The sequence below is a fragment of the Bifidobacterium sp. genome, assembly GCF_050874245.1.
Taxonomy (GTDB): domain Bacteria; phylum Actinomycetota; class Actinomycetes; order Actinomycetales; family Bifidobacteriaceae; genus Bifidobacterium.
Window position 1 is genome coordinate 15529 of record NZ_JBNMKH010000009.1, and the last position, 25462, is coordinate 40990.

At 60.5% G+C, this 25462-nt stretch carries 20 protein-coding genes and 1 pseudogene; 2 read left to right on the plus strand and 19 right to left on the minus strand.

Going from position 1 to position 25462, the window contains the following annotated elements:
- Positions 1-4: 4 nt before the first annotated feature.
- From pafA to arc, 5 genes are all read right to left on the minus strand, one after another.
- Positions 5-1471: a Pup--protein ligase gene (gene pafA, locus ACR0P8_RS02055; protein ID WP_432623192.1), complete on the minus strand. Its 1467-nt coding sequence runs from the start codon at positions 1469-1471 to the stop codon at positions 5-7.
- Entirely contained in the window at positions 1471-1662 is a 192-nt protein-coding gene (locus tag ACR0P8_RS02060; RefSeq protein ID WP_432623194.1) for a ubiquitin-like protein Pup, read from the minus strand. The genes pafA and ACR0P8_RS02060 overlap by 1 nt, the downstream gene beginning before the upstream one ends.
- Before the next feature lie 96 nt (positions 1663-1758).
- Positions 1759-2589, minus strand: a complete 831-nt coding sequence (locus ACR0P8_RS02065) for an inositol monophosphatase family protein (RefSeq protein ID WP_432623196.1) — start codon at positions 2587-2589, stop codon at positions 1759-1761.
- Positions 2590-2727: 138 nt separating this feature from the next.
- Positions 2728-4311, minus strand: coding sequence for a depupylase/deamidase Dop (dop, locus tag ACR0P8_RS02070; RefSeq protein ID WP_432623198.1), 1584 nt, complete (start codon positions 4309-4311; stop codon positions 2728-2730).
- A 56-nt stretch (positions 4312-4367) separates the two neighbouring features.
- Positions 4368-5915, minus strand: coding sequence for a proteasome ATPase (gene arc / locus ACR0P8_RS02075; RefSeq protein ID WP_432623228.1), 1548 nt, complete (start codon positions 5913-5915; stop codon positions 4368-4370).
- A gap of 73 nt (positions 5916-5988) precedes the next feature.
- Between arc and serB the strand changes: the two genes are divergently transcribed.
- The gene (serB, locus tag ACR0P8_RS02080; RefSeq protein ID WP_432623200.1) at positions 5989-6663 is read left to right on the plus strand and encodes a phosphoserine phosphatase SerB; all 675 of its coding nucleotides are present in this window, start codon (positions 5989-5991) and stop codon (positions 6661-6663) included.
- A 69-nt stretch (positions 6664-6732) separates the two neighbouring features.
- Here the strand turns inward: serB and fmt are convergent, their stop codons facing one another.
- From fmt to rpoZ, 6 genes are all read right to left on the minus strand, one after another.
- Positions 6733-7695: a methionyl-tRNA formyltransferase gene (fmt, locus tag ACR0P8_RS02085; protein ID WP_432623202.1), complete on the minus strand. Its 963-nt coding sequence runs from the start codon at positions 7693-7695 to the stop codon at positions 6733-6735.
- 36 nt (positions 7696-7731) lie between these two features.
- Positions 7732-8442, minus strand: coding sequence for an HAD family hydrolase (locus ACR0P8_RS02090; protein ID WP_432623204.1), 711 nt, complete (start codon positions 8440-8442; stop codon positions 7732-7734).
- A 65-nt stretch (positions 8443-8507) separates the two neighbouring features.
- Complete coding sequence (locus ACR0P8_RS02095) at positions 8508-10733, minus strand: primosomal protein N' (protein WP_432623206.1); 2226 nt, start codon at positions 10731-10733, stop codon at positions 8508-8510.
- 41 nt (positions 10734-10774) lie between these two features.
- Positions 10775-12055, minus strand: a complete 1281-nt coding sequence (locus ACR0P8_RS02100; protein ID WP_432623208.1) for a class I SAM-dependent methyltransferase — start codon at positions 12053-12055, stop codon at positions 10775-10777.
- 206 nt (positions 12056-12261) lie between these two features.
- On the minus strand, positions 12262-13476 hold the full coding sequence (gene metK / locus ACR0P8_RS02105) for a methionine adenosyltransferase (RefSeq protein ID WP_432623210.1): 1215 nt from the start codon (positions 13474-13476) through the stop codon (positions 12262-12264).
- Positions 13477-13649: 173 nt separating this feature from the next.
- A complete protein-coding gene (gene rpoZ / locus ACR0P8_RS02110; protein ID WP_026646382.1) occupies positions 13650-13934 on the minus strand; it encodes a DNA-directed RNA polymerase subunit omega in 285 nt (94 codons plus the stop codon).
- A 215-nt stretch (positions 13935-14149) separates the two neighbouring features.
- Here rpoZ and ilvD point away from each other — a divergent pair, with 215 nt between their 5' ends.
- Positions 14150-16009, plus strand: a complete 1860-nt coding sequence (gene ilvD, locus ACR0P8_RS02115) for a dihydroxy-acid dehydratase (RefSeq protein WP_432623213.1) — start codon at positions 14150-14152, stop codon at positions 16007-16009.
- 235 nt (positions 16010-16244) lie between these two features.
- On the opposite strand, the gene gmk is transcribed toward ilvD, so the two are convergent.
- From gmk to ACR0P8_RS02155, 8 genes and pseudogenes are all read right to left on the minus strand, one after another.
- Positions 16245-16832 carry a guanylate kinase gene (gene gmk / locus ACR0P8_RS02120; protein ID WP_432623215.1) on the minus strand — a complete coding sequence of 196 codons (588 nt, stop codon included), beginning with the start codon at positions 16830-16832 and terminating at the stop codon, positions 16245-16247.
- Between the two features lie 39 nt (positions 16833-16871).
- On the minus strand, positions 16872-17810 hold the full coding sequence (pyrF, locus tag ACR0P8_RS02125) for an orotidine-5'-phosphate decarboxylase (protein WP_432623217.1): 939 nt from the start codon (positions 17808-17810) through the stop codon (positions 16872-16874).
- Positions 17811-17812: 2 nt separating this feature from the next.
- On the minus strand, positions 17813-21193 hold the full coding sequence (gene carB / locus ACR0P8_RS02130; RefSeq protein WP_432623219.1) for a carbamoyl-phosphate synthase large subunit: 3381 nt from the start codon (positions 21191-21193) through the stop codon (positions 17813-17815).
- Positions 21186-22376 carry a glutamine-hydrolyzing carbamoyl-phosphate synthase small subunit gene (gene carA, locus ACR0P8_RS02135; protein ID WP_432623230.1) on the minus strand — a complete coding sequence of 397 codons (1191 nt, stop codon included), beginning with the start codon at positions 22374-22376 and terminating at the stop codon, positions 21186-21188. The genes carB and carA overlap by 8 nt, the downstream gene beginning before the upstream one ends.
- Positions 22377-22490: 114 nt before the next feature.
- Positions 22491-22934 (minus strand): transcription antitermination factor NusB, encoded by a 444-nt coding sequence (gene nusB / locus ACR0P8_RS02140; protein WP_432623221.1) that lies wholly within the window; start codon positions 22932-22934, stop codon positions 22491-22493.
- Positions 22935-22955: 21 nt separating this feature from the next.
- Complete coding sequence (efp, locus tag ACR0P8_RS02145) at positions 22956-23519, minus strand: elongation factor P (RefSeq protein ID WP_432623223.1); 564 nt, start codon at positions 23517-23519, stop codon at positions 22956-22958.
- A gap of 189 nt (positions 23520-23708) precedes the next feature.
- Positions 23709-24776 carry an alpha-hydroxy acid oxidase gene (locus ACR0P8_RS02150; RefSeq protein ID WP_432623226.1) on the minus strand — a complete coding sequence of 356 codons (1068 nt, stop codon included), beginning with the start codon at positions 24774-24776 and terminating at the stop codon, positions 23709-23711.
- A 361-nt stretch (positions 24777-25137) separates the two neighbouring features.
- Positions 25138-25462 (minus strand): annotated as a pseudogene (locus tag ACR0P8_RS02155) (elongation factor Tu); the annotation flags it as partial.

The window sequence follows — 25462 nt, forward strand, 5'->3', positions numbered from 1 at the left end:
CTTCCTACTCCATGGCCTCCAGCATCGCGCGGAACTGATCGGATGGACGAGAGTCGAACGGGTCAATCAACGTCATCTCCATCCGTTCCGGTGCAGTCAGCAACAGTCGTGTCCAATCGCAGGAATACCGTGCGTCCCGCGATTCGGCCAGCTGGATGAACCGTCCGCGTAACGAGGCCCTGGTATCAGTGGGAGGCGTCGTGCGAGCCACCCGCACGCGCGCTTCATCCACCAACTGCCGCATGGCGCCACGACGGCACAGCGAGACATACAGCTTTCCATTGGCGACATCATGGTAATCCATGTCCAGCTGCTCCAGCTTGTCGTGGGACAGCCCGTCGGCGTCGCGTCTGCGAAGCGCCTCGAACAGACGATGCTTGCAGATCCAATCGATTCGGTCGGCAAGCATCGTGCTCGTTCCGGAGCGGAACGCCTGCAAGACCTCCCTCCACTGCCGTATCACCTCGCGCACATCCGTATGGGGCAACGAGGACGCCACCTGCGGATGCTTTTCGATGAAACGTTCCACGGCTTCAAGATAACGCTCCTGGACCGCCACGGCGCCACCATGCAATACGGTGCCATCGGCCATATCGAAAGAGGCCTCAACGCCCGACAGGTCACGGCTAACCGCATGGTTGGCCACGCTGGCGTCGGCGAAGGCGAAACATCCGAACCCGGATTCACGATTTTCCCGACCGGCCTGCTCGATGACGCACAGCACCAGATGCGTGGTGGCGAGTTTCATCATCGTGGCCCATTGGGAGCGATTCGAATCGCCGATGATCACGTGCAGGCGCCGGAACGCATCCGGATCGGCATGCGGTTCGTCACGGGTATTGACCATCGGACGCGACCGGGTGGTTGCGGAGGAAACGGCCTCGTCGAGGAAATCGGCGCGCTGTGTGATCTGGAATCCGTCCTCTCCCATACGACCGGCGCCGGTGAACAGCTGACGGGTGATCAGGAACGGCAAAAGCTCATGCTCTATCGTCTGCAACGGCACAAACCGGCGCACCAGATAGTTCTCATGGCATCCGAAGGAATGCCCGGCGGAATCCACGTTGTTCTTGAACACGTGGACCGTGGATCCGGCTCCGAACATGACACGGAGCCTGCGCTGCGCATCCATGGCAAGGTCGCGCATCACCCGTTCGCCGGCAACATCCAGTGCCAAGGCGTCCATGGGGTCCCGGGCCTCCGCGGTCGCGTATTCGGGATGCGAACCGACATCAAGATACAGTCGTGAGCCGTTCTCAATATATGTGTTGGTCGATCTCGCCTTGGCCACGATGGGCTGAAACATCATCATCGCCGTCTGACTGGCGTCGCACGCTCGGTCCGCACCAGTCACGCTGACGCCATATTCGGTTTCGACACCGAAGATACGGGCGAAGGAATGAACCTCGTCCAAGGTCCGTCCACTCAACGGAGTCGTGGAATGATTGCCGCTGTCCCGCAGTTGCGGCATCACTCGCCGCCTTTCTGCACAAAGCTGCCCACGTACTCCTCCGCATTGGATTCAAGCACCGATTCGATGTCGTCCAGCACCGCATCCAACGCATCGACCGTCCCATCGACCTGGGTGCCGGTCCGCATGGCGGTCTCGTCCTCATCCTGATTTTGTTCGACGGATTGCTGCTGCTTGAACTCCTGGGGCATGACTCTTCCTTCCTCTGAGGGAATCCCCGCGGGATCCCCATAGCGGATATGATACCGCCCCACACCTTATCCCGGATGCGGGGCGAACAACCATTCCTATGCCAAATACCGGCGTAGGTCCTCTGTGATCAGACCGTTGGTGGCGAGCACATCGTTTTCCTGACGCCAATGGACCAGATCGCCGTTCCACCGACTCAAATGCCCTTGCGCCTCCCAGACCACGACAGCGCCAGCGGAGACCGCGGGAACATCCCATTTGTGCAGGTGCGGTTCGAAATACGCATCATACGTGCCATCCGCCACCTTGCACAGATCCAGTGAGGCCGGACCGACGCGCTTGATGTCGGCAGGACGGCCGGCTATGCGCGCCACCACATCTAGCGCACGTTTGGATTCCTCCGGCACATGGGACATGCCGAAGCTCACCACCGCGTAATCGAGCGACTTGGTGGTGGACGGCATGATCTTCTCGCGCTTGTCACCAAGCTGCGTTCTACGGATGCGGATGGCGCCCGCCCCGCGAACCGCCAGATACGTCAAACCCAGGGCCGGCGCATGCACCACCGAAAGGATGGGCTGGGCGGAACATTGGTCATTGAATTCAAACAGCGAAACGGTGATGGTCCATTCCGGCATGCTGCGCACGAAATTGATCGCACCATCGATGCCGCCTACGCACCAGTACCGTTCGCCCGGATGGCACTCATCGGGGCGGAACTGCCAGAATCCATCGAACACATCCACGTAGGTGATGCGGTTGCTGATGAACTGCGACAGCCGCTTGTCGATGTCGGACGTGAAATGCAGATGGTCGTCCGTCATTTCAAAGCTTTTCAGATCGCGCGGATTCATCTGATCATTCAGCGCGTGCTTGCCTGCATCCTGCAGGATACGGGCCACTTCGAGGGCCATTTGCCTCAGTTCCATGTACTATGCCTTTTCGTTTCCTCATAACCGACGCCGACGCACCTATCCCTCACGCGCCCCGCCGTTTTGCTTCATTCATACGCGGACATGGCCGTAGCCTCTGCCCTTGTCGGCAATGGTACCCGCACAACATGAGATTCAACGCAACGATTCCACGATCCCGTTCGCGTCGTGGACACGCTCACATATACCGGAACATTGGGCTTCCGTGTATTTCAACGGATCGGACATGTCCAACGAGGCCATCGAATTCTCCACGGTTTCATCACCGGAGGACACGCCGCGCACCGTGATATGGGACCATGACGCGGCCACGACCTGTTCCGGAAAGCGGCGCACGATTTCCGCACGCAGCCATGCCCGGGTGTCCTTCGGCGATTCGACGGCAGCCGATTTAACCTGATCGTCCGTCATCAGCCGCTCCGTCTGTCCGACAAGCCGGGAGAAAACCGAATCCGACGGGTCAAGCGCGGCCCATTTCAGGTCGATGGCCGTCAAACGCCTGTCTGACCAATCCGCACCGGTTTTGCGACGTAGTTTCTCCAGCAATTGCCATTTGAGCAGCCACTCGAGACGCGACGCCTGCTCACGCATCGCCAATCGTTCGTCGTCATCGGCGTGACGGACCGCCGCGACATCGGCGAGCGCCTGTCCCCACATCGCCATGATGTTGCGGGTGGAACGGTCGGGCCACGCTGGTTCGCCGGAGACGTCGGTGCCATACACCACCGATGCAGCCGCGTATACCAGGCCACGCAAGGTGACCTGCATCTGCCATGCGGTGGTGTCTCCGCCATCCTGCAAAGGCAGCCCGGCGGACAGCGTCAGATCATGGGAGACCGTATGCATGGCCTCCACCGGGTCGGAAAGCGTGAGCGCCTGCAAGGCACCGTCCAGGTCGATTCCTGCCTCGTCGGCATGTTCGAGCAGCCATAGCAGCATGCTGGTGGTGCCGAGTTTGAGCGCCTGCGGCACATCCATGCGATTGGCGTCGCCAACGATCACATGCAGTCTGCGGTATTTCTCGGTGCTATGCGATTCGTCCCTCGTGTTGATGATCGGACGGTCGAACGTGGTCTGCAGGCCGACCTTCATATGGAAATAGTCGGCGCGCTGGCTCAGCTGATATCCCGCTTCCTCGCTGCGTTCGCCAATGCCGACGCGCCCCGAGCCGGTGAAGATCTGACGGGAGACGAAATGGGCCGTCATGAGCCGGGTCACCAGATCGAACGGCACGGAACGCAGCATCATGTAGTTTTCGTGCGTGCCCCAGCTTGCGCCTTTTCCATCGACGTTGTTGCGATGCAACACGATTCTTTGTCCCGTCTTCTCGCTCGCCTTATCGGCGGCGGCTCGCATGATGACGTCTCCCGCATGGTCGTACCGCACCGCTTCGAAGGGGTCCGTGTTTTCCGGCGCGGAGTATTCGGGATGCGCGTGGTCGACGTAGACACGGCCGCCGTTGGGCGCGATCACATTGGTGATGTTGAGTTGCGGGGCGTCGGTAAGCAGATCGGGATGGGCCGCGGCACGGCTCAGTCTGGTGCCGCGCGCATCGTTGACGGGGTCCTCCTGCCGGTAATCCCAACGGATATGGCTACGTTTCTTGTCCGCGGCGGCGCCGACCACATCGAATGAGAGCCGTACCGGATTGTAATGCCCTTGCCCCGGCGTTGAGACCGCGTACTCCGTTTCCGTGCCCATGACTCTGCGAACGCTCATCGCGTGTCGTTCCTTTCCTTATTCGGATCCTCGTCCCGCGTCGGCATCATTCGTGCTCATGCCACCGGCCTGATGCCGGTCACCCGTCCGGCGTCCAGTCCATTGATGCGGCTCCACTGTTCCGGATCGGCATCCAGAAGCGCGTCACGGGTCTCGCAGTATTCCTCGTCCACAGCCTTGGCCAGCAGGTTGATGCCGATGGCCGCAGCCTGGCCGGTGGTGATGGACAGTTTCACCGCATAGGTCTTGGCGCGGTCCACGATGTTCTTGAGCACCGCTCCGGACACCACATCGGCAAGATACACGGGACGCCACTGCCCATGGTCGTCGCAGATGTCACACAGGTGCCGATGCTCGTCCTGCGCGTAGATGTCGTTGACCAGCACGCCGATCAGCGCCTTCGCATCCACGTTCGCAGACAACGGCAGCTTGTCCGTCAGATAGTGGCGGATGATCTGGGTCGCCTGCTGGGCACCCGGACGATCCACCCTGATTTTCACATCAAGCCGTCCCGGACGCAGCACCGCCGGATCGATCATGTCGATGCGGTTGGAGGCACCGATCACCATGACGTTGTCCAACGACTCCACACCATCCAATTCGGTCAGGAACTGCGGGACGATGGTGGTCTCCACATCGGATGAGACGCCCGTCCCCCTGGTGCGCAGCAGCGAATCCATCTCATCGATGAACACGATGACCGGCCTGCCGTCCGCGGCGCGTTCGCGCGCGCGTTTGAAGATCATGCGGATGAGACGTTCCGACTCGCCCACGAATTTGTTGAGCAGCTCCGGCCCCTTGACCGACAGGAACACCCCACGTCCGGCTTCGGTGCCTTCGGCGAGCGCGTTCGCCACGGCTTTGGCGATCAGCGTCTTGCCGTTTCCCGGAGGACCGTACAGCAACACGCCTTTCGGCGGTTTCAGATCGTAACGTTCGAACAGCTCCCTATGCTGGAACGGCATCTGCACCGCGTCGCGGATACGTTCGATCTGCTCGTCCAAGCCACCGATGTCGGCGAAGGTGACGTCCGGCACCTCCTCCAGTACCAGATCGCCGTCGTTTTCGGGAGGCACCAGTGAAAGCGCGAATCGCATGGAGGGATCGACGTTCACCCGATCGCCCACATTCACGTTTTCCCCACTGAGCGCTCCGGCGGCGCGGACCAGCATCGCGTTGCCGCCGCCGTCCGTGACCAGCAGACGGCCGTCGTCGAACGTCTGCCGCACCGTGCGTACCGCACCCAACGTATCGGTGTCAAGCTGGGACACCACGACCATGTTCTCGTTGAGCAGCACCGTACGTCCCGGCTCGAGTCTGGAAGCCTGCAGATTCGCCGCGATCAGCACAATCAATCGACGTGTGCCGGCGGCTATTTCGGCGCTGGCATGTTGAACGCCTTGCTCGTCGGTTTTGGCCGAATGCACCCGGACCATGGTTGCGAAGGTCATGGGAGGTCCGGCCAGCTGGTTCAACTGGGCCTTCGCCTTCGCCAGCTCCTGCGTGGCCCGGCTCAACGCCTTGGCCAGGGCATGGTTCTTGGCCATGAGCTGGTCGTTGTCCCGTCCCAAAGACGCGAGCGTCTCCTCGTCATGATCGTTCATGTCGACCTCGCTTTCCAACACGTTCACCCCTCAAGAATACCCATTGTCCTAATGATTTCCGACAATCGAAACCATGCTTGAACAAGAAACGCCGAACATCGCATCCATGCCCACACTGTCAGCTCCGGGGCTGTTGGTGATGGACGTGGATTCCACTCTGATCGACGAGGAGGTCATTGACGAACTCGGCACGGCCGCGGGTGTCGGAGAGCAGATCGCGTCCGTCACCGCGCGCGCCATGAACGGCGAACTTGATTTCCGTGAGGCGTTGCGCGCGCGGGTGGCGCTTCTGGAGGGGCTTCCGACCTCGATTTTCGACGACGTGTACCGCCGTGTGCACTTCACACATGGCGCGCTCGACCTGATCGACACGTTGCACGGGCATGGTTGGAAGGTCGGCGTGGTCTCCGGCGGATTCCATGAGGTGGTGGACCGCCTCGCCGCCGATGCGAAGCTGGATTACTGGATAGCCAACCGTCTGGAGACCGTCGACGGCAAGCTCACCGGAAAGGTGCAGGGCGACATCGTCACAAAGGACGCGAAGTTGGAATCGTTGCGGGCATGGGCCACACGGATGGGTATCGGCATGGAGCAGACCGTCGCAGTGGGCGATGGCGCGAACGATCTTCCGATGATTCATGCGGCCGGTCTTGGCGTGGCGTTCTGCGCGAAGCCGAAGGTCCAGGCGGAGGCGCCGAACCGGCTCGATGAACGTGATCTGACGAAGATTCTCGATTTTCTCAGGTGACGGCAACTTCCATGAACGTGCCGCCGCACGTCGGATGACGCGGCTCGGCGCCATCCGACGTTTCCGGCTTCACTTGCAGAAGGCGTTGTCGAGATGCGCTCCACGGGCCCAGTCGGCGGCGCGCATGGCTTTCTTGCCCTGCGCTTTGACCTCCAGCAGTTCGAGCGGCTCGGTCGATGTGCCGACCCACACGTTCCTCTTGCCCGCCGCCACGCGCCCGGGCTCAAGCGATTCCGGCACGTTGCGATCGGACACATCGGCTATGCGGGCGCGCAGCACATGCAGCGTGGATGGTTCGGCGTCCGCGTTGGCGTGAAGCTCACACCATGCCCCCGGATTCGGCGTGCACGCCCTAATCTGACGATCGGCTGCGAAGGCCGGCGTGTCGAATCTGATATGCGCGTCGTCCACGGTGATCTTCCTTGCGACCTCATACGCACCGGCAGGCTGCTCCACCGGCACAATCTGATCGTCGGCCAGCGCCTGCAACGAGGCGGCCAGCAAATGCGAACCATCTTCGGCCAGACGCCCCAGAAGTTCGCCTGCGGTCTCGTGCGCGCCGATCTCCACGGTGGATTGCGACAGAATGGGACCGGCATCCATGGCCCGGACGATGCGGAACACCGTGGCCCCAGTCACCTTCTCCCCCGCCCAGATGGAGCGTTGCACCGGCGCCGCGCCACGCCATTGCGGCAGCAGGGAGAAATGCAGGTTGTACCATCCCATAGGCAGGGCGTCGAGCACATCCTGCTTCAGAATCCTGCCATAGGCCACCACGGCTGCGGCTTGCGCGCCTGTTGCCGCGAGTTCGGCGACGAACGTCTCCTCGCCCGGATCGGATTCGATGACCGGCAGACCAAGTTCGATGGCGGCGCGCTTGACCGGATTGGCCACCAGCCTACGGCCGCGACCCGTCGGAGCGTCCGGCCGGGTGAGCACGGCGACCACTTCGAAATGCTCGGTATCCTGGGCCAACAGCCTCAACGACGGCACCGCCACATCCGGCGTGCCGGCAAACAGCACTTTCAACACGGAACGAACCTCCTATTCCCTTATGTATTCGCGGTTTCAAGCCTTCCGTATCGCGGGGATGTCAACGCCTGCATCGATCAGCAGCGTGCGCAACGCACGCGAATCCTTGAATCGCACTCCTCGTATCCCGGCCTTGTTCGCGCCGACGATGTTCATCGCCTTGTCATCCACGAACAACGCGCCCGAAGCGTCGATGCCGAATTGCCTCAACGCGTAATCGTAGATGTCCCGGTGCGGTTTGCGCAGACCCACATATCCCGACACCACACGATCCTCGAGGCTGCTCAGGATATCGTAACGCTCCAGCGCCACCGGGAACAGATCCTTCTGCCAGTTGCTCAGTCCCCACACGTGGACGCCCGCGGATTTCAAATCGTTGATGAGCACACGCGCTCCCGGCACCACACCGGTCAGTGAATCGACGAAATTGTCAAGATAGTACTGCATCATGTCGGCCCACTTGTTTCCGTAACGCTCCCGCATCAACGCGACACCCTCATCATTGGACATGCCCGCGTCCAACTCGTCATTGATGTCGTAGAAACCGGAGACGTCGTTGTCGAGGAATTGATCGATCAGCTCGTCCGAATAGCGAGGAGTCATCACCGTCCTCGGATTCCAATAGACGAGCACATTGCCGAAATCGAAAATCACATCGGTGATCGGTTCACCCGCATTCCGCGCGGCATCACCGTCGGCCACCAGCACATCGTATTCCATTTCCGGTTCACCGGGCCAGCCTTTCATGCGTTCCTCCATCCCTGTCATCGGCCGTATCAGACCGTTCCAGTGTTCCATGCCGAGGGGACGTGTCAGATGCGTTCCTTCGGATCCATCTGGAATCGGAGCTCCCCCGGTTCGCGCGACGCCACATGGCGGGCACTTGCGGAGCGCAGTCTCGACGCCAGTTCTCCGCGCCTGCCCTGTGGCACACGCACGATGGCCTTGACCCTGTCCGCGGTCACCTCCAGCTCACGCATGTCGATGGTGCGTGGCTGGGGAATCGGAACGGGGCCCAATACGGATGGCATCGTACCGGCAACGGTGTCTATGGAGGCCATGTCGCCATTCTCCAATGCGCCGATCCTTCGCAATGTCGTTGTAACCGCATCGCGCCGTCCCCAAACACAGGCGGCGGCGAATATCGGGGGCAGGCCGGTTTGGGTGCGGTCCTTCAATTCGGCTTGGGCCAGCATCGGCGAATTCCACAGCGTCAACGATTGCGCAAGCACCGAATCGCTCTCTCCGATCAGCAAAGCCTGTCCCCCACGGGTCCGTGGCGCGCACAACGACACCGCCCGCATCCAGCTGGTCAGCGTATCCACGTCGGCGTCGATGCCGGACGCGTACAGACTTGTCCACGCGTCGAGAATGGCCACCGCACGATATTCGCATTGCGCGGGCGTGGCTCCGCGCACGCGTGGCTCCGCGCCGGGTGTGGCAATGACCAGTTGCGGGACGAATCCCACATCGGGCACGATGCCTCTTGGCTGGTTCGGCGTGGACAGCACCATGGGAACGCCACGGAACAGTCCGGCCAGCTCCGCAGCCGTACCGGCGGCTCCGACCCTGACCACACGCATGCGCTCGTTATGGCATGCGGGGCATGACCAGCGCACGGTGGCCACGCCGCACCAACGGCAGCGAATCGTTCCGTCATTCAATCGTTCCAAAGGACCCGTGCAACGCGCGCACCGTACCTGCCGATGGCATTTCGAGCAGCTCAACGCCTCCGAAATGCCATCCTGCGGTATGGACAGCAGCACCGGACCGGTCTGCAGGGCCTTGGACAGTATCCGGACCGCGGTGTGGGGCACGCGAGCTCCAATGGTTGGGTCGGCGATCCTCGCCAACTCGTCACGGTTGAGCCAGCGAATCCATGGCGACATCTCCTTGGTCGCGGCCGGCAACGCGTGTATGGGCGTGCTGAAGCCACTCACCTGCGTGTCGCCGACGTGTGCCGAATCGGTCTCCCACTGGCTTTGCGCGCTGCGGGCATTGGCCATCGCCACGAACACGCCGTCATGCGATTTTGCACGCAGACGAAGCACGCCACGCGCATTGGCGTACGGCATCATGCCGTCCGCGTCCTGATAGCACACGTCGTCCAGGATGAGGAACAACGCGTTGCCCTCCACCGGCGCGTACATGGCGGCACGCGTGCCGAGCACGCAACGCACCTGTCCCCCGCCAATCGCAAGATACGCCCGATATCGTTCCGCGGGCGCCATCTGCGCGTTGAGAACGGCGAAATCGCCACCATAACGTCCATTCGATGCCTGTATCGGAGCAAATGGACGCAAACCGACCGATCGCAACGTCTCCGCCATATCGGCGATTTCCCGCATGGTCGGCAGAACCAATACCGCCGGCCTATCCTGGGCGAGCGCCGCGACCACCATCCATGCCGCACACCGCCGCCAGTGATCGGCGCCGGGCAGAGGATCGAAGACGAATGATTGGAAGCGCCTGCCCTGCAACGCGTCACGCAGCATATTGATGTTGCAGTACTGCCGTTGTAGCTGGCCGTACGCCTCCTCTTCCACGGCGGCGAGACGTTCCGTTTCCGCAGCGGATTTCCTGCGATTCCCTGTACGTACCTCCGCTTCGACCTTCGCTATGCGGGGAGGCACGGCCAAACGCAGGATATTGGCCCGCGTGCCACCGAACGCGTCCGCGATGCGCGTTATGTCGTCGCGCATCGACCGGGGAACGATCACACGGTCGGACAGCACACGTTCGATGTATCGCATCGATGATTCCGGCGTCGCGCTGGCATCGACGCGATTCCAGACGATGCCGTTGACGCGTTGCCCGCCGAAGCGCACACGCACCATCGCTCCGGGCCGTGCGGCCTCGGAGTGCTTCTCCTCTACGAAATAGTCGAAGGTCTGTCCCAGATGCGTGGCCTGGATGTCCAGGACCACTTGGGCGATGGGATGCTCAGCCGCCGGCTTTTTGGCGACGGGCTTGCGTTTGCGCCGCTTGCGCGGGGCAAGTCCGTCCAACGCCAGCTGCTCGGCATCCTCATATGTCATGGTTCCAAGATTAACGCATCACGCCATTCGTCGCGTCGGCATCAGTGTAGCGGCCACCACGGGCGCAGCGGATAGCTGTCGGTGCCGTCGCGGTTCGGTTTGACGCACAGATACTGGTGGATCTGGATGTTGTTCATCTCGAAGTTGTAGGCGCATCCGGCCATGTACAGGCCCCACAGACGCGCCTTGGGCTCGCCGACCATCCTCACGGCCTCGTCCCAGTGCGCCACCAGGTTCTCGTTCCAGTGGTGCAGGGTGAGCGCGTAATGCTGGCGCAGGTTCTCCTCATGGATGACCTCGAAGCCGGCGTCATGCACTTTCAGCTCGATCTCGCCCGGAGAAGCGAGCTGGCCGTCCGGGAAGATGTACCGGTCGATGAACGGACCGGCGGATTTGCCGGCATACGAGCAGGTGCGGGTGATCTGGTGGTTGAGCAGCATGGCACCCGGCTTGAGCTTGTCGTAGATCTCCTTGAAGTAGGCCGGGTAATGCTTGACGCCGACGTGCTCCATCATGCCGAGCGAGCAGATGCCGTCGAAGTCGCCTTCGGGAACATCGCGATAATCCATCAGACGAATCTCGGCCAGATTCTCCAACCCTTCGCGCCTGATCCACTCCTGACCCCACTTGACCTGTTCCTCGGCCAGGGTGACGCCCAGCACATGGATACCGCGCTTGGCGGCCTCGATCTCCATGGAGCCCCAGCCGCAGCCGATGTCGAGCAGCCGGTCTCCGGGCTTGAGGTTGAGCTTGTCGAGCACAAGGTCAAGCTTGGCCTTCTGCGCGTCCTCCAACGTGGTCTCCGGCGTGTCGAACACCGCGCAGGTGTAGGTCATGGACGGGCCAAGGAACATCGCGTAGAAGTCGTTCGACTGGTCGTAGTGATAGCTGACGGTGGCGGCGTCTCCGGCTTTGGAATGCGGCAGCAGGCCTTCGCTGATGCGCTTGAGTTTGCTTGGGCCTTCGATGCTCGGCGGCTCGGGATGGCGGATGCCGTGGCTGGCGACCGTGCCCAACGCTTCGGCAAGCTTGACCGGATTAGGCTTGCGCACGTATGGCTTGAGCCGCGAAAGCTGCTTGAACACCCCGTACGGGTTGCCCGGAATCAGCTGCGGCGAGTCGATGTCGCTCTGCAGGTAGGCACGGGCCAGGCCAAGCTCGCCAGGAGTGTCGACCATGTAATACACGGCACGGGAGTTTTTGACCTGGATGCACAGCGGGGCGTCCTCCGGCCCCATCGAAGATCCATCGAATGCCTCGACCCTCAACGGGGCTCCGGGCTTGATGAACAGCTGCACCATATCGGCGACTTTCATTCGCATATTGCCTCCTTAACGGTCACAATGCGCCTAATCAACTGGTATTGTACGCGCGGCGGAATCACACGAAACCCATATGGAACGGATATTCGTCCATCGCGCAAACAAAAAGGGAACCACCCCCTGCATAAGCGATGGTTCCCATGATGGACGATATGCGACGACCGGCTGTCGATCGCATCCTCCGGCAACGTCCTTCCAATGAGCGTTCAGCCGGCGATGGCGGCCTTGAGCTCATCGACCTTGTCGGTGCGTTCCCAAGTGAAATCGGCGTCGTTGCGGCCGAAATGACCGTATGCGGCGGTCTTGGAGTAAATCGGACGAAGCAGGTCGAGCTCGTCGATGATCGCGGCGGGACGCAGGTCGAACACCTTGCGCACGGCCTGCTGGATCCGCTCGCGGGTCACGCCGATTTCGGTGCCGTAGGTCTCCACGTTGATGGACACCGGATCGGCTACGCCGATGGCGTAAGCGACCTGGACCTCGACCTTGTGGGCCAGTCCCGCGGCCACGATGTTCTTGGCCACCCAGCGGGCGGCATAGGCCGCGGAACGATCCACCTTGCTCGGATCCTTGCCGGAGAACGCACCGCCGCCATGATGGGCCGCGCCTCCATAGGTGTCGACGATGATCTTGCGACCGGTCAGACCGGCATCGGCGGCCGGTCCTCCGAGAATGAACGAACCGGTCGGATTCACCAGCACTCGGTATTCGTCGTGGGCCACCTTGTCGCCAAGCACATCATCGAGCACTGGCTTGATCACATGCTCCACAAGATGCTCCTTCAGCCACGCCTGATCCACTTCCGGATCATGCTGGGTGGAAATCAGCACGGTATCCAGGCGTACCGGCCTGTCATGCTCGTCATATTCGATGGTGACCTGGGTTTTGCCGTCCGGACGCAAGTGGGCGACTTCGCCACTCTTACGCACCTCGGCAAGACGATAGGCAAGACGATGGGCAAGATGAATCGGCAGCGGCATCAGCACATCGGTCTCGTCACACGCATAACCGAACATCACGCCCTGGTCACCGGCACCCTGGGCCTCGTACCGCTCCTCACGGCTGGCCTCCGACTCCTGCTCCTGGCTCAAACGGGCCACGCCCTGGTTGATTTCGGCGCTCTGACCGGTCAGCGACACCACCACGCCGCAGGAATCCGCGTCAAGGCCGACGCGGGAGCTGGTGTAACCGATGTTACGGACCACGGAACGCACGATGTTCTGGATGTCGCAATAGCCTTCGCTGGTCACCTCGCCGAACACGAAGAACTGCCCCGTGGTGGCGCAGGTCTCCACCGCCACATGGGAATGCGGATCCTGCGCGAGCATATCGTCAAGAATCGCATCGGAAATCTGGTCGCAGACCTTATCCGGATGACCTTCCGTCACCGATTCGGCGGAAATCAACTTCAATTCAGCCATACGGCTGCTCCTTTCGCGAACGCCCAACCGTTCGCCTCTGGTGATTGCCTACGAAAAACGCCCCGCCCCTCGCAGACGCAATCAATAGCTTATTAACCAACTATTCAAAGCGCACCGCTCAGGTATCGGAGCGTATGAAATCCATGTGGAGTCCCTTGCGGGAACCTCTCGAATCAGTTGCCTTCGGTCAGATCGTCCTCGCCGAGGGTCTCCTCAAGCAGACCGTTGTTGATCTCGCGGAATGCGATGGACAGCGGCTTCTCCTGATTCTGGTATTCCACCAGCGGTCCGACGTTCTGCAGCAGACCTTCGTTGAGCTGGGTGAAATAGGAATTGATCTGACGGGCACGCTTGGCCGCGAAAATGGCCAGAGCGTACTTGGAGTCCGCATGTTCCATCAAATCATCGATGGGCGGATCCGCAAGACCGGTCGGGGTTGGCTCAGTGCCGAATGCCATAGTGATTATCTCCAAATCATCAGATAAGCCAAAAGCTTCTTTTCCAAAGTCTTTAGTATAGGGAGTCCACTGGACCGGATCGATTCCTTTCCACGGAACCTCCTTGCACGTCCGCACTGGACGTCTCAACATCCCTCGGAAATGGAATCCGCAACAATTCCACATAGTGACTCTTGACAAATCGCGTGTCCCGTTGAACCAGCACAATAGAAGACATGGAAATGCGATCTGCAAAACTAATGAATGGACGTGTATTCGCGGGCGCTCGCGCCCTCTACCGCGCCGCCGGCGTGGACGGCAAGGACTTCGGCAAGCCGATCATCGCCATCGCCAACTCCTTCGACGAGTTCCTGCCGGGCCATGTGCACCTGAACAAGGTCGGTCGTCTCATCTCCGAGGCCATCAAGGAAGCCGGAGGCATCCCCCGTGAGTTCAACACGATGGCCGTGGACGACGGCATCGCCATGGGGCATACCGGCATGCTGTATTCGCTGCCGAGCCGCGACATCATCGCCGACACCGTGGAATACCAGGTGAACGCGCACTGCGCCGATGCCTTGATCTGCATCCCGAACTGCGACAAGGTCGTCCCGGGCATGCTCATGGCGGCGCTGCGCCTCAACATCCCGACCGTGTTCGTCTCCGGCGGTCCGATGGAGGCCGGCACCACCGTGCTGCCCGACGGCACCGTGAAGAAGAACACCGATCTGATCGACGTGATGTACGCCTCCGCCGACGACAACCTGGACGAAGAGGATCTGCTCGCCTACGAGAAGACCGTCTGCCCGACCTGCGGTTCCTGCGCCGGCATGTTCACCGCCAACTCGATGAACTGTCTGACCGAGGCCATCGGCCTGGCTCTGCCGGGCAACGGCACCATCCTGGCCTCCCACTCCTACCGTAAGGATCTGTTCAAGCGTGCCGCCCAGCAGGTTGTCAAGATCGCCAAGCAGTATTACGACAATGACGATGATTCCGTGCTGCCGCGTTCCATCGCCACCAAGAAGGCCTTCGAGAACGCCATGACCATGGATGTGGCCATGGGCGGCTCCACCAACACCGTGCTGCACATCCTCGCCATGGCACAGTCCGCCGATGTGGACTTCACGCTGGACGACATCGAGCGCATCTCCCACACCGTGCCGTGCATCTGCAAGGCTTCGCCGTCCGGCGAATGGGAGATTTCCGACGTGCACCGCGCAGGCGGCATCACCGGCATCCTCGGCGAGCTCGACCGTGCGGGCAAGCTGCACCGCGACGTGCATTCCATCGACTACAAGTCCTTGGAGGACAAGCTCAACGATTGGGACATCATGCGCGACACCTGCACCGAGCAGGCCAAGCAGATGTATCTTGCGGCTCCGGGCCATATCGTCTCCCCCGAACCGTGGACGCACACCACCCTGTTCGATTCGCTCGACCGCGACCGTGTGAACGGCGCCATCCACGACATCGATCATCCGGCCGTCACCGAAGGCGGTCTGGCCGTGCTGCGCGGCAACCTCGCGCCTGACGGCTGCGTGGTGAAGACCGCCGGCGTGCCGAAGGAGATCTGGACGTTCCGCGGTCCGGCGCTGGTCGTCGAATCCCAGGAACAGGCCATCGAGGTCATCCTCAACGACACGTTGAAGCCCGGCATGGCGCTGGTGATCCGCTACGAGGGCCCGAAAGGCGGCCCGGGCATGCAGGAGATGCTGTACCCGACCTCCTTCGTCAAGGGCAAGGGCATCGGCAAGCAGGTGGCCATGCTCACCGACGGCCGTTACTCCGGCGGTTCCTCCGGTCTGGCCATCGGCCACATCGCGCCTGAGGCTGCGAACAAGGGCCCGATCGCGCTCATCAAGAACGGCGACATCATCAACATCGACATCCCGAACCGTACCGTGAACGTCGAGCTTTCCGATGAGGAGCTGGCCCAGCGCCGCGCAGAACTCGAAGCCGGCGACGGCTACGTGGCACACCGCGACCGCAAGGTGTCCCAGGCGCTGAAGGCCTACGCAGCCTTCGCACGTTCCGCCGATAAGGGCGCCACCCGCGACCCAGAGCTGATTGATAAGCTCTCTGGTCTCGCCTGATCGATAATCCACGCATCGCGTGGACACAAGAGGACGGCCTCCACGAAATACTCCGTGGAGGCCGTCCTCTTATTTCTTTTTCGCCAGACGCACACCATTTCGTGCGTCACTGGATGTTGCCCGTCCGCAGACACATGACCGAACATGGACGCAAATGATTCCAATGGAAAGGCCGTGACCGCGATTCATACGTGGTCACGGCCTTTCTCCCCGGCATGACAGTGGTGCCGCCAAGTCAGAGATTGAATTCCTCGGCTATGATCTTCCATAATTCGTCAGCCGCTTCATCGACCACATTGTTGACGATACGCCTATCGAATTCAGGCGCCGCCGCCAGCTCGGTCTTGGCGGTCTCAAGCCTTTTGGCCTGCTGCTGCGGAGTTTCCGTGCCACGTCCGATCAAACGACGCTTCAGCTCCTCGAAGGACGGCGGTTCGATGAACACCGTAAGCACTTCAAGGCCAAGCTCCTTCGCACGGCGTTTGACGCTCCGAGCACCTTGAAGATCGATTTCCAGTACTACGGGAATATTGCGTTCCAAATGTTCCACGACTGGTTTCACGGGCGTTCCATAGTGGGCAAGTCCGAATACATCAGCGGTTTCGAGGAACTCCCCCGCCGCTTCCTTGTCCAGGAACTCCTGTTCGCTCATGAAGAAATAGTTCACTCCGTCCACTTCGCCCGGACGAGGCTTGCGCGTCGTGGCCGACACCGACAGCCAGATTTCGGGATGTTGTTCCCGCACCCGTCCCAAAACCGTGCCTTTACCCACGCCGGCAGGTCCGCAAAGCACAATCAGACGTCCATGACGCATATCAGTCATTCCACATCCCCCGTTTTCATAAATGTCATGCTTCAAAAACTATTCGCCGGTGTTACCGGATTCTTCGCCGGAGCTTTCGTTCTGGGCTTCCGTCAACGCCTGACGGATGTCCCTTGCCACCGACGCGGTCGCCTCGGTCAGTTTGGCGATGTCCGGACCATGAGTGGCGATGGAACGTGAAACGGTGACCAACACATTGCCTTTGGTCCCCTTGAACACGGTTTTCAGATCCTCCATCTCCGCGCCCTGCCATCCATAGCCGGGAGAAAGAATCGGGCCGGTGAATCTGGCCGGGTCGACGCCCGAATCATTAATCCATTGGCCGATGGTGGCACCGATGATGAGTCCCACCGACCCCATGCCGTCGATGCCCTTGTTGAATTTCTGCGCGGTGCCGGCGATGCCGTACGCCACGGTCTTGCCTTTGTATTCGCCGGCCTGGCGGATGGCGGTCTGCAGACTGGCACCTTCCTGATTGGACGTCAGCGACGCCACGAACACGCCTCTGCCGTTGTTGAGCGCGTCATTGATGACGCCTCCCAGAGACCGCGCGCCATAATACGGCAACAATGTGATGGCATCCGCCAGCAAAGGCGAGCCGGGTTTGAAATACGCGTCCGCGATCGCGGAAATCGTGGTGGGAAGTCCGCCGTGAAGGCAATCCACAATCGTGATGACACCCATTTGCCGCGCCGCGTACAGCACACGTTCGAGCGCCGCGAAACCTTTGGAACCGTAACGCTCGAACATGGACGATTGGAATTTGACGGCCGCGGCACGGCCATTGGCCGCCTGAAGCATGCGCATGGCGTACAGTTCGGCACCCAGCGCATCGACGTTGTAGCCCCAATCGGTAAGAAGTTTTCGATGGGGATCGATGCCCACGCATAGCGGGCCATACTTCGCCATCGAATTGCTCAATCTCAGACCGAAATCCGAGCGTTGGGCACTCACTTCCTTGCTGCTGGGGCTACTCATCACTACTCACGGCTTTCCAAATCGAATAGCTGCTTGGAATGATCCTGAATACTCATGATCTGATAATCATTATTGCGTACAGCCTCGATAGCCATCAGCACGGCGGAGAATTCCGTCATCGTGGTGAATTGCGGCAAATCGGCCGCAATGGCCGCGGAACGGATGGCATATCCGTCGGAACGCGAACCACGGGAATTGGGCGTGTTGAGAATCAGATCAATCGCCCCCTCTTCGATCAGCTGGACGACGTTCTTGCCGACGCTGCCCGCCGCATGGTACGTGGTGATCGGCTCTTCCGGATCGGAATCCATACGGACGCTGATCTTGTCGACGATCTTGGAATCGATGCCGTAGCGGCGCAGCACGGAAGCCGTGCCCTCAGTGGCCCAGATCTTGAAGCCAAGCTCAACGAGCCTTGCCGCGAACAGCGGCAGCTGACGCTTGTCGGTGTCGTTCACGGAGATGAACACGTTGCCGCTGGTCGGCAGACCGCCCTCGTAGGCGGCGAGCTGGCTCTTGGCGAACGCATGCGGGAAGTCACGATCGAAGCCCATGACCTCACCGGTGGAACGCATCTCCGGTCCAAGCAGCACGTCGACGGTCTTGCCGAGCGGCGTACGGAAACGCTTGAACGGCAGCACGGATTCCTTGACGGCAACCTGCTGGCCACGGTGGATGTCACCGCCATCTCCATGAGGCAGAAGCAGACCATTGTCACGCTGCTGCTGGATGGTCTCACCAACCATGATGCGCGCGGCGGCCTTGGCCAGCGCCACACCGGTGGCCTTGGAAGCGAACGGCACGGTACGGGAGGCACGTGGATTGGCTTCGATGACGTACAGCGTGTTGGCCATGAAGGCATACTGCACGTTGATCAGTCCCTGGACTCCGCAGCCCTTGGCAATGGCATAGGTGCCCTCGCGCAGACGGCGAATCTGATCGTCGGACAGCGTGCTTGGCGGCAAAGTGCATGCGGCATCGCCGGAATGCACGCCGGCCTCCTCGACATGCTCCATGATGCCACCGATATACAGTTCCTTGCCATCGAACAAGGCATCGACGTCGATTTCCACGGCGTCCTGCAGGAACTTGTCGATGAGCAGCGGGGAAGGCAGACGACCGGAGACAACGGTATCGGCCTGGGCTTCCTTCAACGCACGATCAACGTACTTGCGCAACTGGGCATCGTCATAGACGATTTCCATGCCACGGCCGCCAAGCACGTAGCTCGGACGCACCAGCACCGGGTATCCGATGGCGTGGGCTGCCTCACGGGCCTCGTCCAGGCTCAATGCGGTGCCGTAACGCGGCGCGTTCATATCGGCCTTCTTCAGCACCTCGCCGAAGAGCTCGCGGTTTTCGGCCAGATCGATCGATTCCGGGGTGGTACCGAGAATCGGCACCCCCGCAGCCTTCAGTCGAGCGGCCAAGGACAGCGGGGTCTGTCCACCGAGCTGGACGATGACGCCCTTGATCGGTCCCATCTTCTTTTCGGCTTCGTAGATCTCAAGCACATCCTCGAAGGTGAGCGGCTCGAAATACAGGCGATCGGACATGTCGTAATCGGTCGACACGGTTTCCGGATTGCAGTTGACCATGATCGTGTCATAGTCCTTGCCGAGCTCCTGCACGGCATGCACGCAGGTGTAATCGAACTCAATGCCCTGGCCGATGCGGTTCGGACCGGAACCGAGGATGATCACGGCCTCGCGGTCGCGTGGACGCAGCTCGGTCTCATCCGCATAGCAGGAATAGTAGTACGGCGTGGCCGCATCGAATTCGGCGGCGCAGGTATCGACGGTCTTGTATACCGGACGAAGATCATACGACCACCGCAGCTCACGGATGGTGTTCTCACCTTCGTCTCCCAGACGGCGCAGATGCGCGATTTGCAGATCGGACAGACCGGCGAGCTTCGCCTTTTTGAGAAGCTTCCTGGAGAGCTTCTCCGCGTTCTTGACCTCCAACGCGGTCTCGTTGATGAGCTCGAACTGGCGGATGAACCACGGATCGATCTTGGTAGCTGCGAAGATCTGTTCCTCGGTGGCGCCGCCCCACAGGGCACGCTGGATCTGCAGATAACGGTGTTCGGTCGGCACCTTGATGGCGTCGAGCAGCTGGCTGACTTCCTCCTGGGAAGGCTTGTCGCCATCCCAGTTGAATCCCATGTGCCTCTTGTCGATGGACCGCATGGCCTTGCCCAAGGACTCCTGGAAGTTGCCCGCAAGCGCCATGGCTTCGCCGACCGACTTCATGGAAGTGGTCAGGGTCGGATCGGCGCCTGGGAACTTCTCGAACGCGAAACGCGGCACCTTGGTGACCACATAGTCGATGGTCGGCTCGAAGCTGGCCGGAGTGGACTGAGTGATATCGTTCTGAATCTCATCCAGCGTATAGCCGAGAGCCAGTTTCGTGGCGATTTTGGCGATCGGGAAGCCCGTGGCCTTGGATGCCAGGGCGGAGGAACGGGAGACACGCGGATTCATTTCGATGACGATGATGCGTCCCGTGTCCGGATTGACTGCGAACTGGATGTTGCATCCACCGGTATCGACGCCCACGCCGCGGATGATGGCGATGCCGATGTCACGCAGCTTCTGGTATTCGCGGTCGGTCAGAGTGAAGACCGGCGCCACGGTGATGGAGTCGCCGGTGTGCACGCCGACCGGATCGACGTTCTCGATCGGGCAGACGACAACGACATTGTCCTTCTTGTCGCGCATCAGCTCGAGCTCGTATTCCTTCCAACCCTCGATGCCCTCTTCGATCAGGACCTCGTCGGTCGGGGAATAATGGATTCCCGCGCCCGCGATGCGGTGCAGCTCGTCCTCATCATGCGCGATGCCGGAGCCGAGGCCACCCATGGTGAAGCTTGGGCGGACAACCAGCGGATAGCCGAATTTCTCGGCGATCTTGTCCACTTCCTCAAGGGAGTGCGCGATGTCGGAACGCGCGGATTCGGCGCCGGCCTTCTCCACGACCTTCTTGAAAAGTTCACGGTCCTCACCGCGATCGATGGCGTCAAGGGAAGCGCCGATCAGCTCGACGTTGTACTTCTTGAGCACACCGGCCTCGCCCAGCGCCATGGCGGCATTCAAAGCGGTCTGGCCGCCCAGGGTCGGCAGCAACGCGTCAGGACGTTCCTTGGCGATGATCTGCTCGAGAATCGGAGTGGAGATCGGCTCGATATAAGTGGCATCGGCCATTTCCGGATCGGTCATGATGGTAGCCGGGTTGGAGTTGACCAGAATGACCCGGATGCCCTCTTCGCGAAGCACGCGACAGGCCTGGGTGCCCGAATAATCGAATTCCGCGGCCTGGCCGATCACAATCGGGCCAGAGCCGATGACCATCACGGACTTGATGTCTGTGCGCTTAGGCATTGCGGGTTCCCTCCTTGGTGGAACGCATAAGATCGACGAAGCGATCGAACAGGTAGGCGGCGTCGTGCGGGCCGGCCGCGGCCTCCGGATGATACTGCACGGAGAAGGCTGGAATATCGACGCATTGCAGGCCTTCGACCACGTTGTCGTTCAAATCGACATGGCTGACGAACACCTTGCCGTACTTGCCGTCTTCGAACGGAGCGTCCACGGTTTCGCCGATAGGCGCGTCCACGGCGAAGCCATGGTTATGGGCGGTGATTTCGATTTTGCCGGTGGTCATGTCCTTGACCGGCTGGTTGATGCCGCGGTGGCCAAATTTGAGCTTGTATGTGCCGAAGCCAAGCGCGCGTCCCAGCAGCTGGTTGCCGAAGCAAATGCCGAAGAACGGGTATCCCGCATCCAGAACCTGACGCAGCAGGTTTACTTCCGGATCGGCTTGTTCCGGATCTCCCGGGCCATTGGAGAAGAAGACGCCATCCGGATTGAGAGCCTCAAGCTCGTCAAAGGTGATGGTGGACGGAACCACATGCACACGGCAGCCGCGTTCCGCCATACGGTGCGGGGTCATGGCCTTGATGCCCAAATCGACCGCCGCGACGGTGAACAACGGATCCTTGCCTTCGAATTCGCCGCACGGCTCGATGGTATAGGCTTCCTTGGTGCTGACCTCGTCGTAGAGGCTCATGCCCTTCATCTGCGGAGTGGCCTTGACTTCGTCGAGCATGGACTCAATGGAACGCGGCTTGCCGTTGTCGTCAAGCAATGCGTCGCCGGAGAAAATGGCGGCACGCATGACGCCCGCGGAACGCAGGTGGCGGACCAGCTTACGGGTGTCGATATGGCTGATGCCGACGATGTGGTTGGATTCCAAGTCATCGTCAAGGCTGCCGGTGGCACGCCAATTGCTCACGTTCGGGCTGGGATCGCGCACCACATAACCGGCGACCCAAATCTTGGATGATTCCGGATCCTCCCCGTTGATTCCCGTGTCCCCGATATGCGGGAACGTCTGTACCACGATCTGCCGATCGTAGCTGGGATCGGTAAGCGTTTCCTGATAGCCGGTCATGCCGGTCGCAAAAACGATCTCCCCGCTGGTCGTGCCGATCGCACCGTATGGCTCACCCACATACACCTGTCCGTCTTCAAGAACGAGAACGGCATCCTGAGGGTCAAACATCACGGCTTCGGAATCATACTGGTTCACCAAAACCCCCTTATAGTCAAGGTATTCGTACCAAGGATAGCGGCCGGTTAGGACTCGCGACCCGGCCGAATCGCTTAACTTCCAGCTTTATTCAGCCGAAGGTTCGGTCGGTTGCCCATCCACTGGAGAAGCCTGCGCATCCGCGCTCACGGCGCTGAGCAGACCGTGGATGAACGCCGGCGAATCATCATCGCACAGCGTCTTGGCAAGGCCCAAAGCCTCATCGATGGCCACCATGTTGGGGACATCGTCATTGAACATGATCTCCCACGTGGCGATACGCAATATATTGCGGTCCACAACACCCATACGCTTGACCTTCCAACCGGTGGAATGCTCGTCAAGCATGGCGTCGATGGCGGCGATATGCTCCGCCACGCCACGTACGATTTCGATGGCGTATTCAGGCAGCGGTGTCTGAGCGCCGGGCTGCTCGATGCGCTCAGCAAGAAGGGACAGGATGTCCTGTCCCTTCTCATCCGCTTCATACAACGTGTTCAGAGCCCTCTTACGAGCGGTGGAACGTGCCATGAAACTTCGCTGTCCTTACTCTCAGTTCTCGCGGCCGAGGTAGGAGCCATCGGTGGTGTTCACCTTGACCTTCTCGCCCTCGCCGATGAACAGCGGCACCTGGATCTCGGCGCCGGTCTCGACGGTGGCCGGCTTGGTGCCGGCGTTGGAACGGTTGCCCTGCAGACCCGGTTCGGTGTGGGTAACGGTCAGGACCACGGAAGCCGGCAGTTCGACGGACAGCGGGGTGCCGTCATGGAAGGAGACAACGCAGTCGGTGCCTTCGAGCAGGAACTTGGCCTGGTCTCCGACCAGGGTCTTCGGAATGAAGATCTGATCGTAGGTGGTCATATCCATGAACACGAAATTGTCGCCGTCCTCATAGGAGTACTGGAGGTTGCGGTTGTCGACGGTCTCGAAATCCATCTTCATGCCCGCGTTGAAGGTCTTGTCGACGATCTTGCCGGAAAGCACGTTCTTGATGGTGGTACGCACGAAGGCGGGACCCTTGCCCGGCTTCACGTGCTGGAACTTGATGACGGTCCACAGCTGTCCGTCAAGATTCAGGACGGAACCGTTCTTGATGTCGTTGGTAGTCTGTGCCAAATTAACTCACCTATTTCTTCATCTAACGGGAAAGCTTACAAAAAGCCTTGCTCATTATGCCATGACGAGTTGACCATCACGTATATGCGACGTGCCGTGGACTTCGTCCCCCGTCTTCGATGGAATCCGGGATGCACGAAAAGTCTCCGGCACGTTCCGTTCTTGGTTTCGTCCTTGGATGATTACGATTCAGAACCCAACCCCATAGGATGCGATGGCCGCAGGACCCTGCCCTTCCACGAGGAACGATTCATCGATGTCGGCGATGCGCGACACTCCAGCCGAATTCATGGTATGGGCGAGCTCATCGGTGATCTTACCCACCATGTCGACGATGCCGTCCTCGCCACCGGCCGCCGCGGCCCACTGAATCGGCCTGCCAAGACCGACCGCGTTGGCCCCCAAAGCCAAAGCGCGGAAGACATCTCCACCGGTGCGGATACCGGTATCGGCGAAGATCTCTGCATCACGCCCCAAGGCCTTTCTGATGCGGGGCAGAGCGTAGGCAACCGGGACCACGCCGTCCACCTGGCGTCGTCCATGGTTCGACACCATGACTCCCGCGGCACCGGCGTTCATGGCGGTCACGGCGTCCTCGGGACGCATGACGCCCTTGACGTAGACCGGCAGACCGGAAAGATCCTTAAGCCACTGGATGTCCTTGGGCGTGATCGACGTCGCCAAATTCAAAGTCCAGTCGGTCATATGCATGTTCGGGAAGTTCCCGCTCGAACCCTCCCAGGTGCCATCAATGCCATTGCGGAATCCAAAATCGCGGCGATATCCGGGGCAGTCCAAGGTAAGCATCAGAGCCTTCGCCCCCGCTTCGACGGAGCGTTCCACAAAGCCTGCGGAAACCTTGCGGTCATCGAACAGATAGACCTGTTGCCACCATTCGCCCTGGACCTCCTGAGCGAAATGCTCCACCGGTTCCGAAGCGTTCGTCGGGTAGACGATGAACGATCCTGCACGGTGCATGCCGTTCTGCGAACTGATCTCGCCCTTCTTGCTGGCAAGACGGTGATATGCGGTGGGCGCGCCGAAAATCGGGGTGTCGATGTGCACACCGCCCACGGTGACGGAGGTGTCGATATCGCCCACGTTGTGGAACGTTCGGGGCAGGATGCCATACCTTCTCCATGCCAAGGTATCGATATCGTTGGTTCCGCTGTCGATGTCGGCGTTGCCATCCTCATACAGAAGACCGGCCGTGGTCATGTTCTCAACGGCTTTGTCATGAATCGTACGCCAATCCATTGTGTCCCTTCCTTTGCTATCCGGATTCTCGAACGTCAGGGGCGGAAGCAATCGCAGGTTTTCCGCTCCGGTCACTCTCGAACACTACGGAAACGATATGGAGCTCCGGCGGTTACGTCCGTTATTCGGCACGAATGGTTATCGCTTTTACCAATAGCGCGTATTCAGCCGCGGATGGATGACGGTTTGACGCGGGAAACGTTCCGGAACGGTCCTTTGATCAAAACCGATGCCTTGTTCCTGATTCAAGAAAGCCAGGGGGTGCAAGAATTGGCGGAAAACAAAATATGCCCTTGGAGGCGTAAACCTCCAAGGGCATATTCACGCTAGTTCAAAGCGTGTCTTCCGATATCGGGTAAGACTACTCGATGATCTTGGTGACACGGCCCGAGCCGACGGTGTGGCCGCCTTCACGCACTGCGAAGGTCAGGCCCTCTTCCATAGCGATCGGCTGAATCAGCTCAACGCCGAAGGTGGCGTGATCGCCCGGCTGAACCATCTCGACGCCTTCCGGCAGGGTGATGACGCCGGTGACATCGGTGGTACGGAAGTAGAACTGCGGACGGTAGTTGGAGAAGAACGGCGAGTGACGGCCGCCTTCGTCCTTGGTCAGCACGTAGACTTCGCCCTCGAACTTGGTGTGCGGGGTCACGGAGCCCGGAGCAGCCAGAACCTGGCCACGCTCG

What these genes read in the sequence shown, in the direction of transcription:
- pafA (WP_432623192.1), bottom strand. Translation starts at nt 1,471, where the DNA reads ATGCCGCAACTGCGGGACAGCGGCAATCATTCCACGACTCCGTTGAGT.
- ACR0P8_RS02060 (WP_432623194.1), bottom strand. Translation starts at nt 1,662, where the DNA reads ATGCCCCAGGAGTTCAAGCAGCAGCAATCCGTCGAACAAAATCAGGAT.
- ACR0P8_RS02065 (WP_432623196.1), bottom strand. Translation starts at nt 2,589, where the DNA reads ATGGAACTGAGGCAAATGGCCCTCGAAGTGGCCCGTATCCTGCAGGAT.
- dop (WP_432623198.1), bottom strand. Translation starts at nt 4,311, where the DNA reads ATGAGCGTTCGCAGAGTCATGGGCACGGAAACGGAGTACGCGGTCTCA.
- arc (WP_432623228.1), bottom strand. Translation starts at nt 5,915, where the DNA reads ATGAACGATCATGACGAGGAGACGCTCGCGTCTTTGGGACGGGACAAC.
- serB (WP_432623200.1), top strand. Translation starts at nt 5,989, where the DNA reads ATGCTTGAACAAGAAACGCCGAACATCGCATCCATGCCCACACTGTCA.
- ACR0P8_RS02090 (WP_432623204.1), bottom strand. Translation starts at nt 8,442, where the DNA reads ATGAAAGGCTGGCCCGGTGAACCGGAAATGGAATACGATGTGCTGGTG.
- ACR0P8_RS02095 (WP_432623206.1), bottom strand. Translation starts at nt 10,733, where the DNA reads ATGACATATGAGGATGCCGAGCAGCTGGCGTTGGACGGACTTGCCCCG.
- ACR0P8_RS02100 (WP_432623208.1), bottom strand. Translation starts at nt 12,055, where the DNA reads ATGCGAATGAAAGTCGCCGATATGGTGCAGCTGTTCATCAAGCCCGGA.
- metK (WP_432623210.1), bottom strand. Translation starts at nt 13,476, where the DNA reads ATGGCTGAATTGAAGTTGATTTCCGCCGAATCGGTGACGGAAGGTCAT.
- rpoZ (WP_026646382.1), bottom strand. Translation starts at nt 13,934, where the DNA reads ATGGCATTCGGCACTGAGCCAACCCCGACCGGTCTTGCGGATCCGCCC.
- ilvD (WP_432623213.1), top strand. Translation starts at nt 14,150, where the DNA reads ATGGAAATGCGATCTGCAAAACTAATGAATGGACGTGTATTCGCGGGC.
- gmk (WP_432623215.1), bottom strand. Translation starts at nt 16,832, where the DNA reads ATGACTGATATGCGTCATGGACGTCTGATTGTGCTTTGCGGACCTGCC.
- pyrF (WP_432623217.1), bottom strand. Translation starts at nt 17,810, where the DNA reads ATGAGTAGCCCCAGCAGCAAGGAAGTGAGTGCCCAACGCTCGGATTTC.
- carB (WP_432623219.1), bottom strand. Translation starts at nt 21,193, where the DNA reads ATGCCTAAGCGCACAGACATCAAGTCCGTGATGGTCATCGGCTCTGGC.
- carA (WP_432623230.1), bottom strand. Translation starts at nt 22,376, where the DNA reads ATGTTTGACCCTCAGGATGCCGTTCTCGTTCTTGAAGACGGACAGGTG.
- nusB (WP_432623221.1), bottom strand. Translation starts at nt 22,934, where the DNA reads ATGGCACGTTCCACCGCTCGTAAGAGGGCTCTGAACACGTTGTATGAA.
- ACR0P8_RS02150 (WP_432623226.1), bottom strand. Translation starts at nt 24,776, where the DNA reads ATGGATTGGCGTACGATTCATGACAAAGCCGTTGAGAACATGACCACG.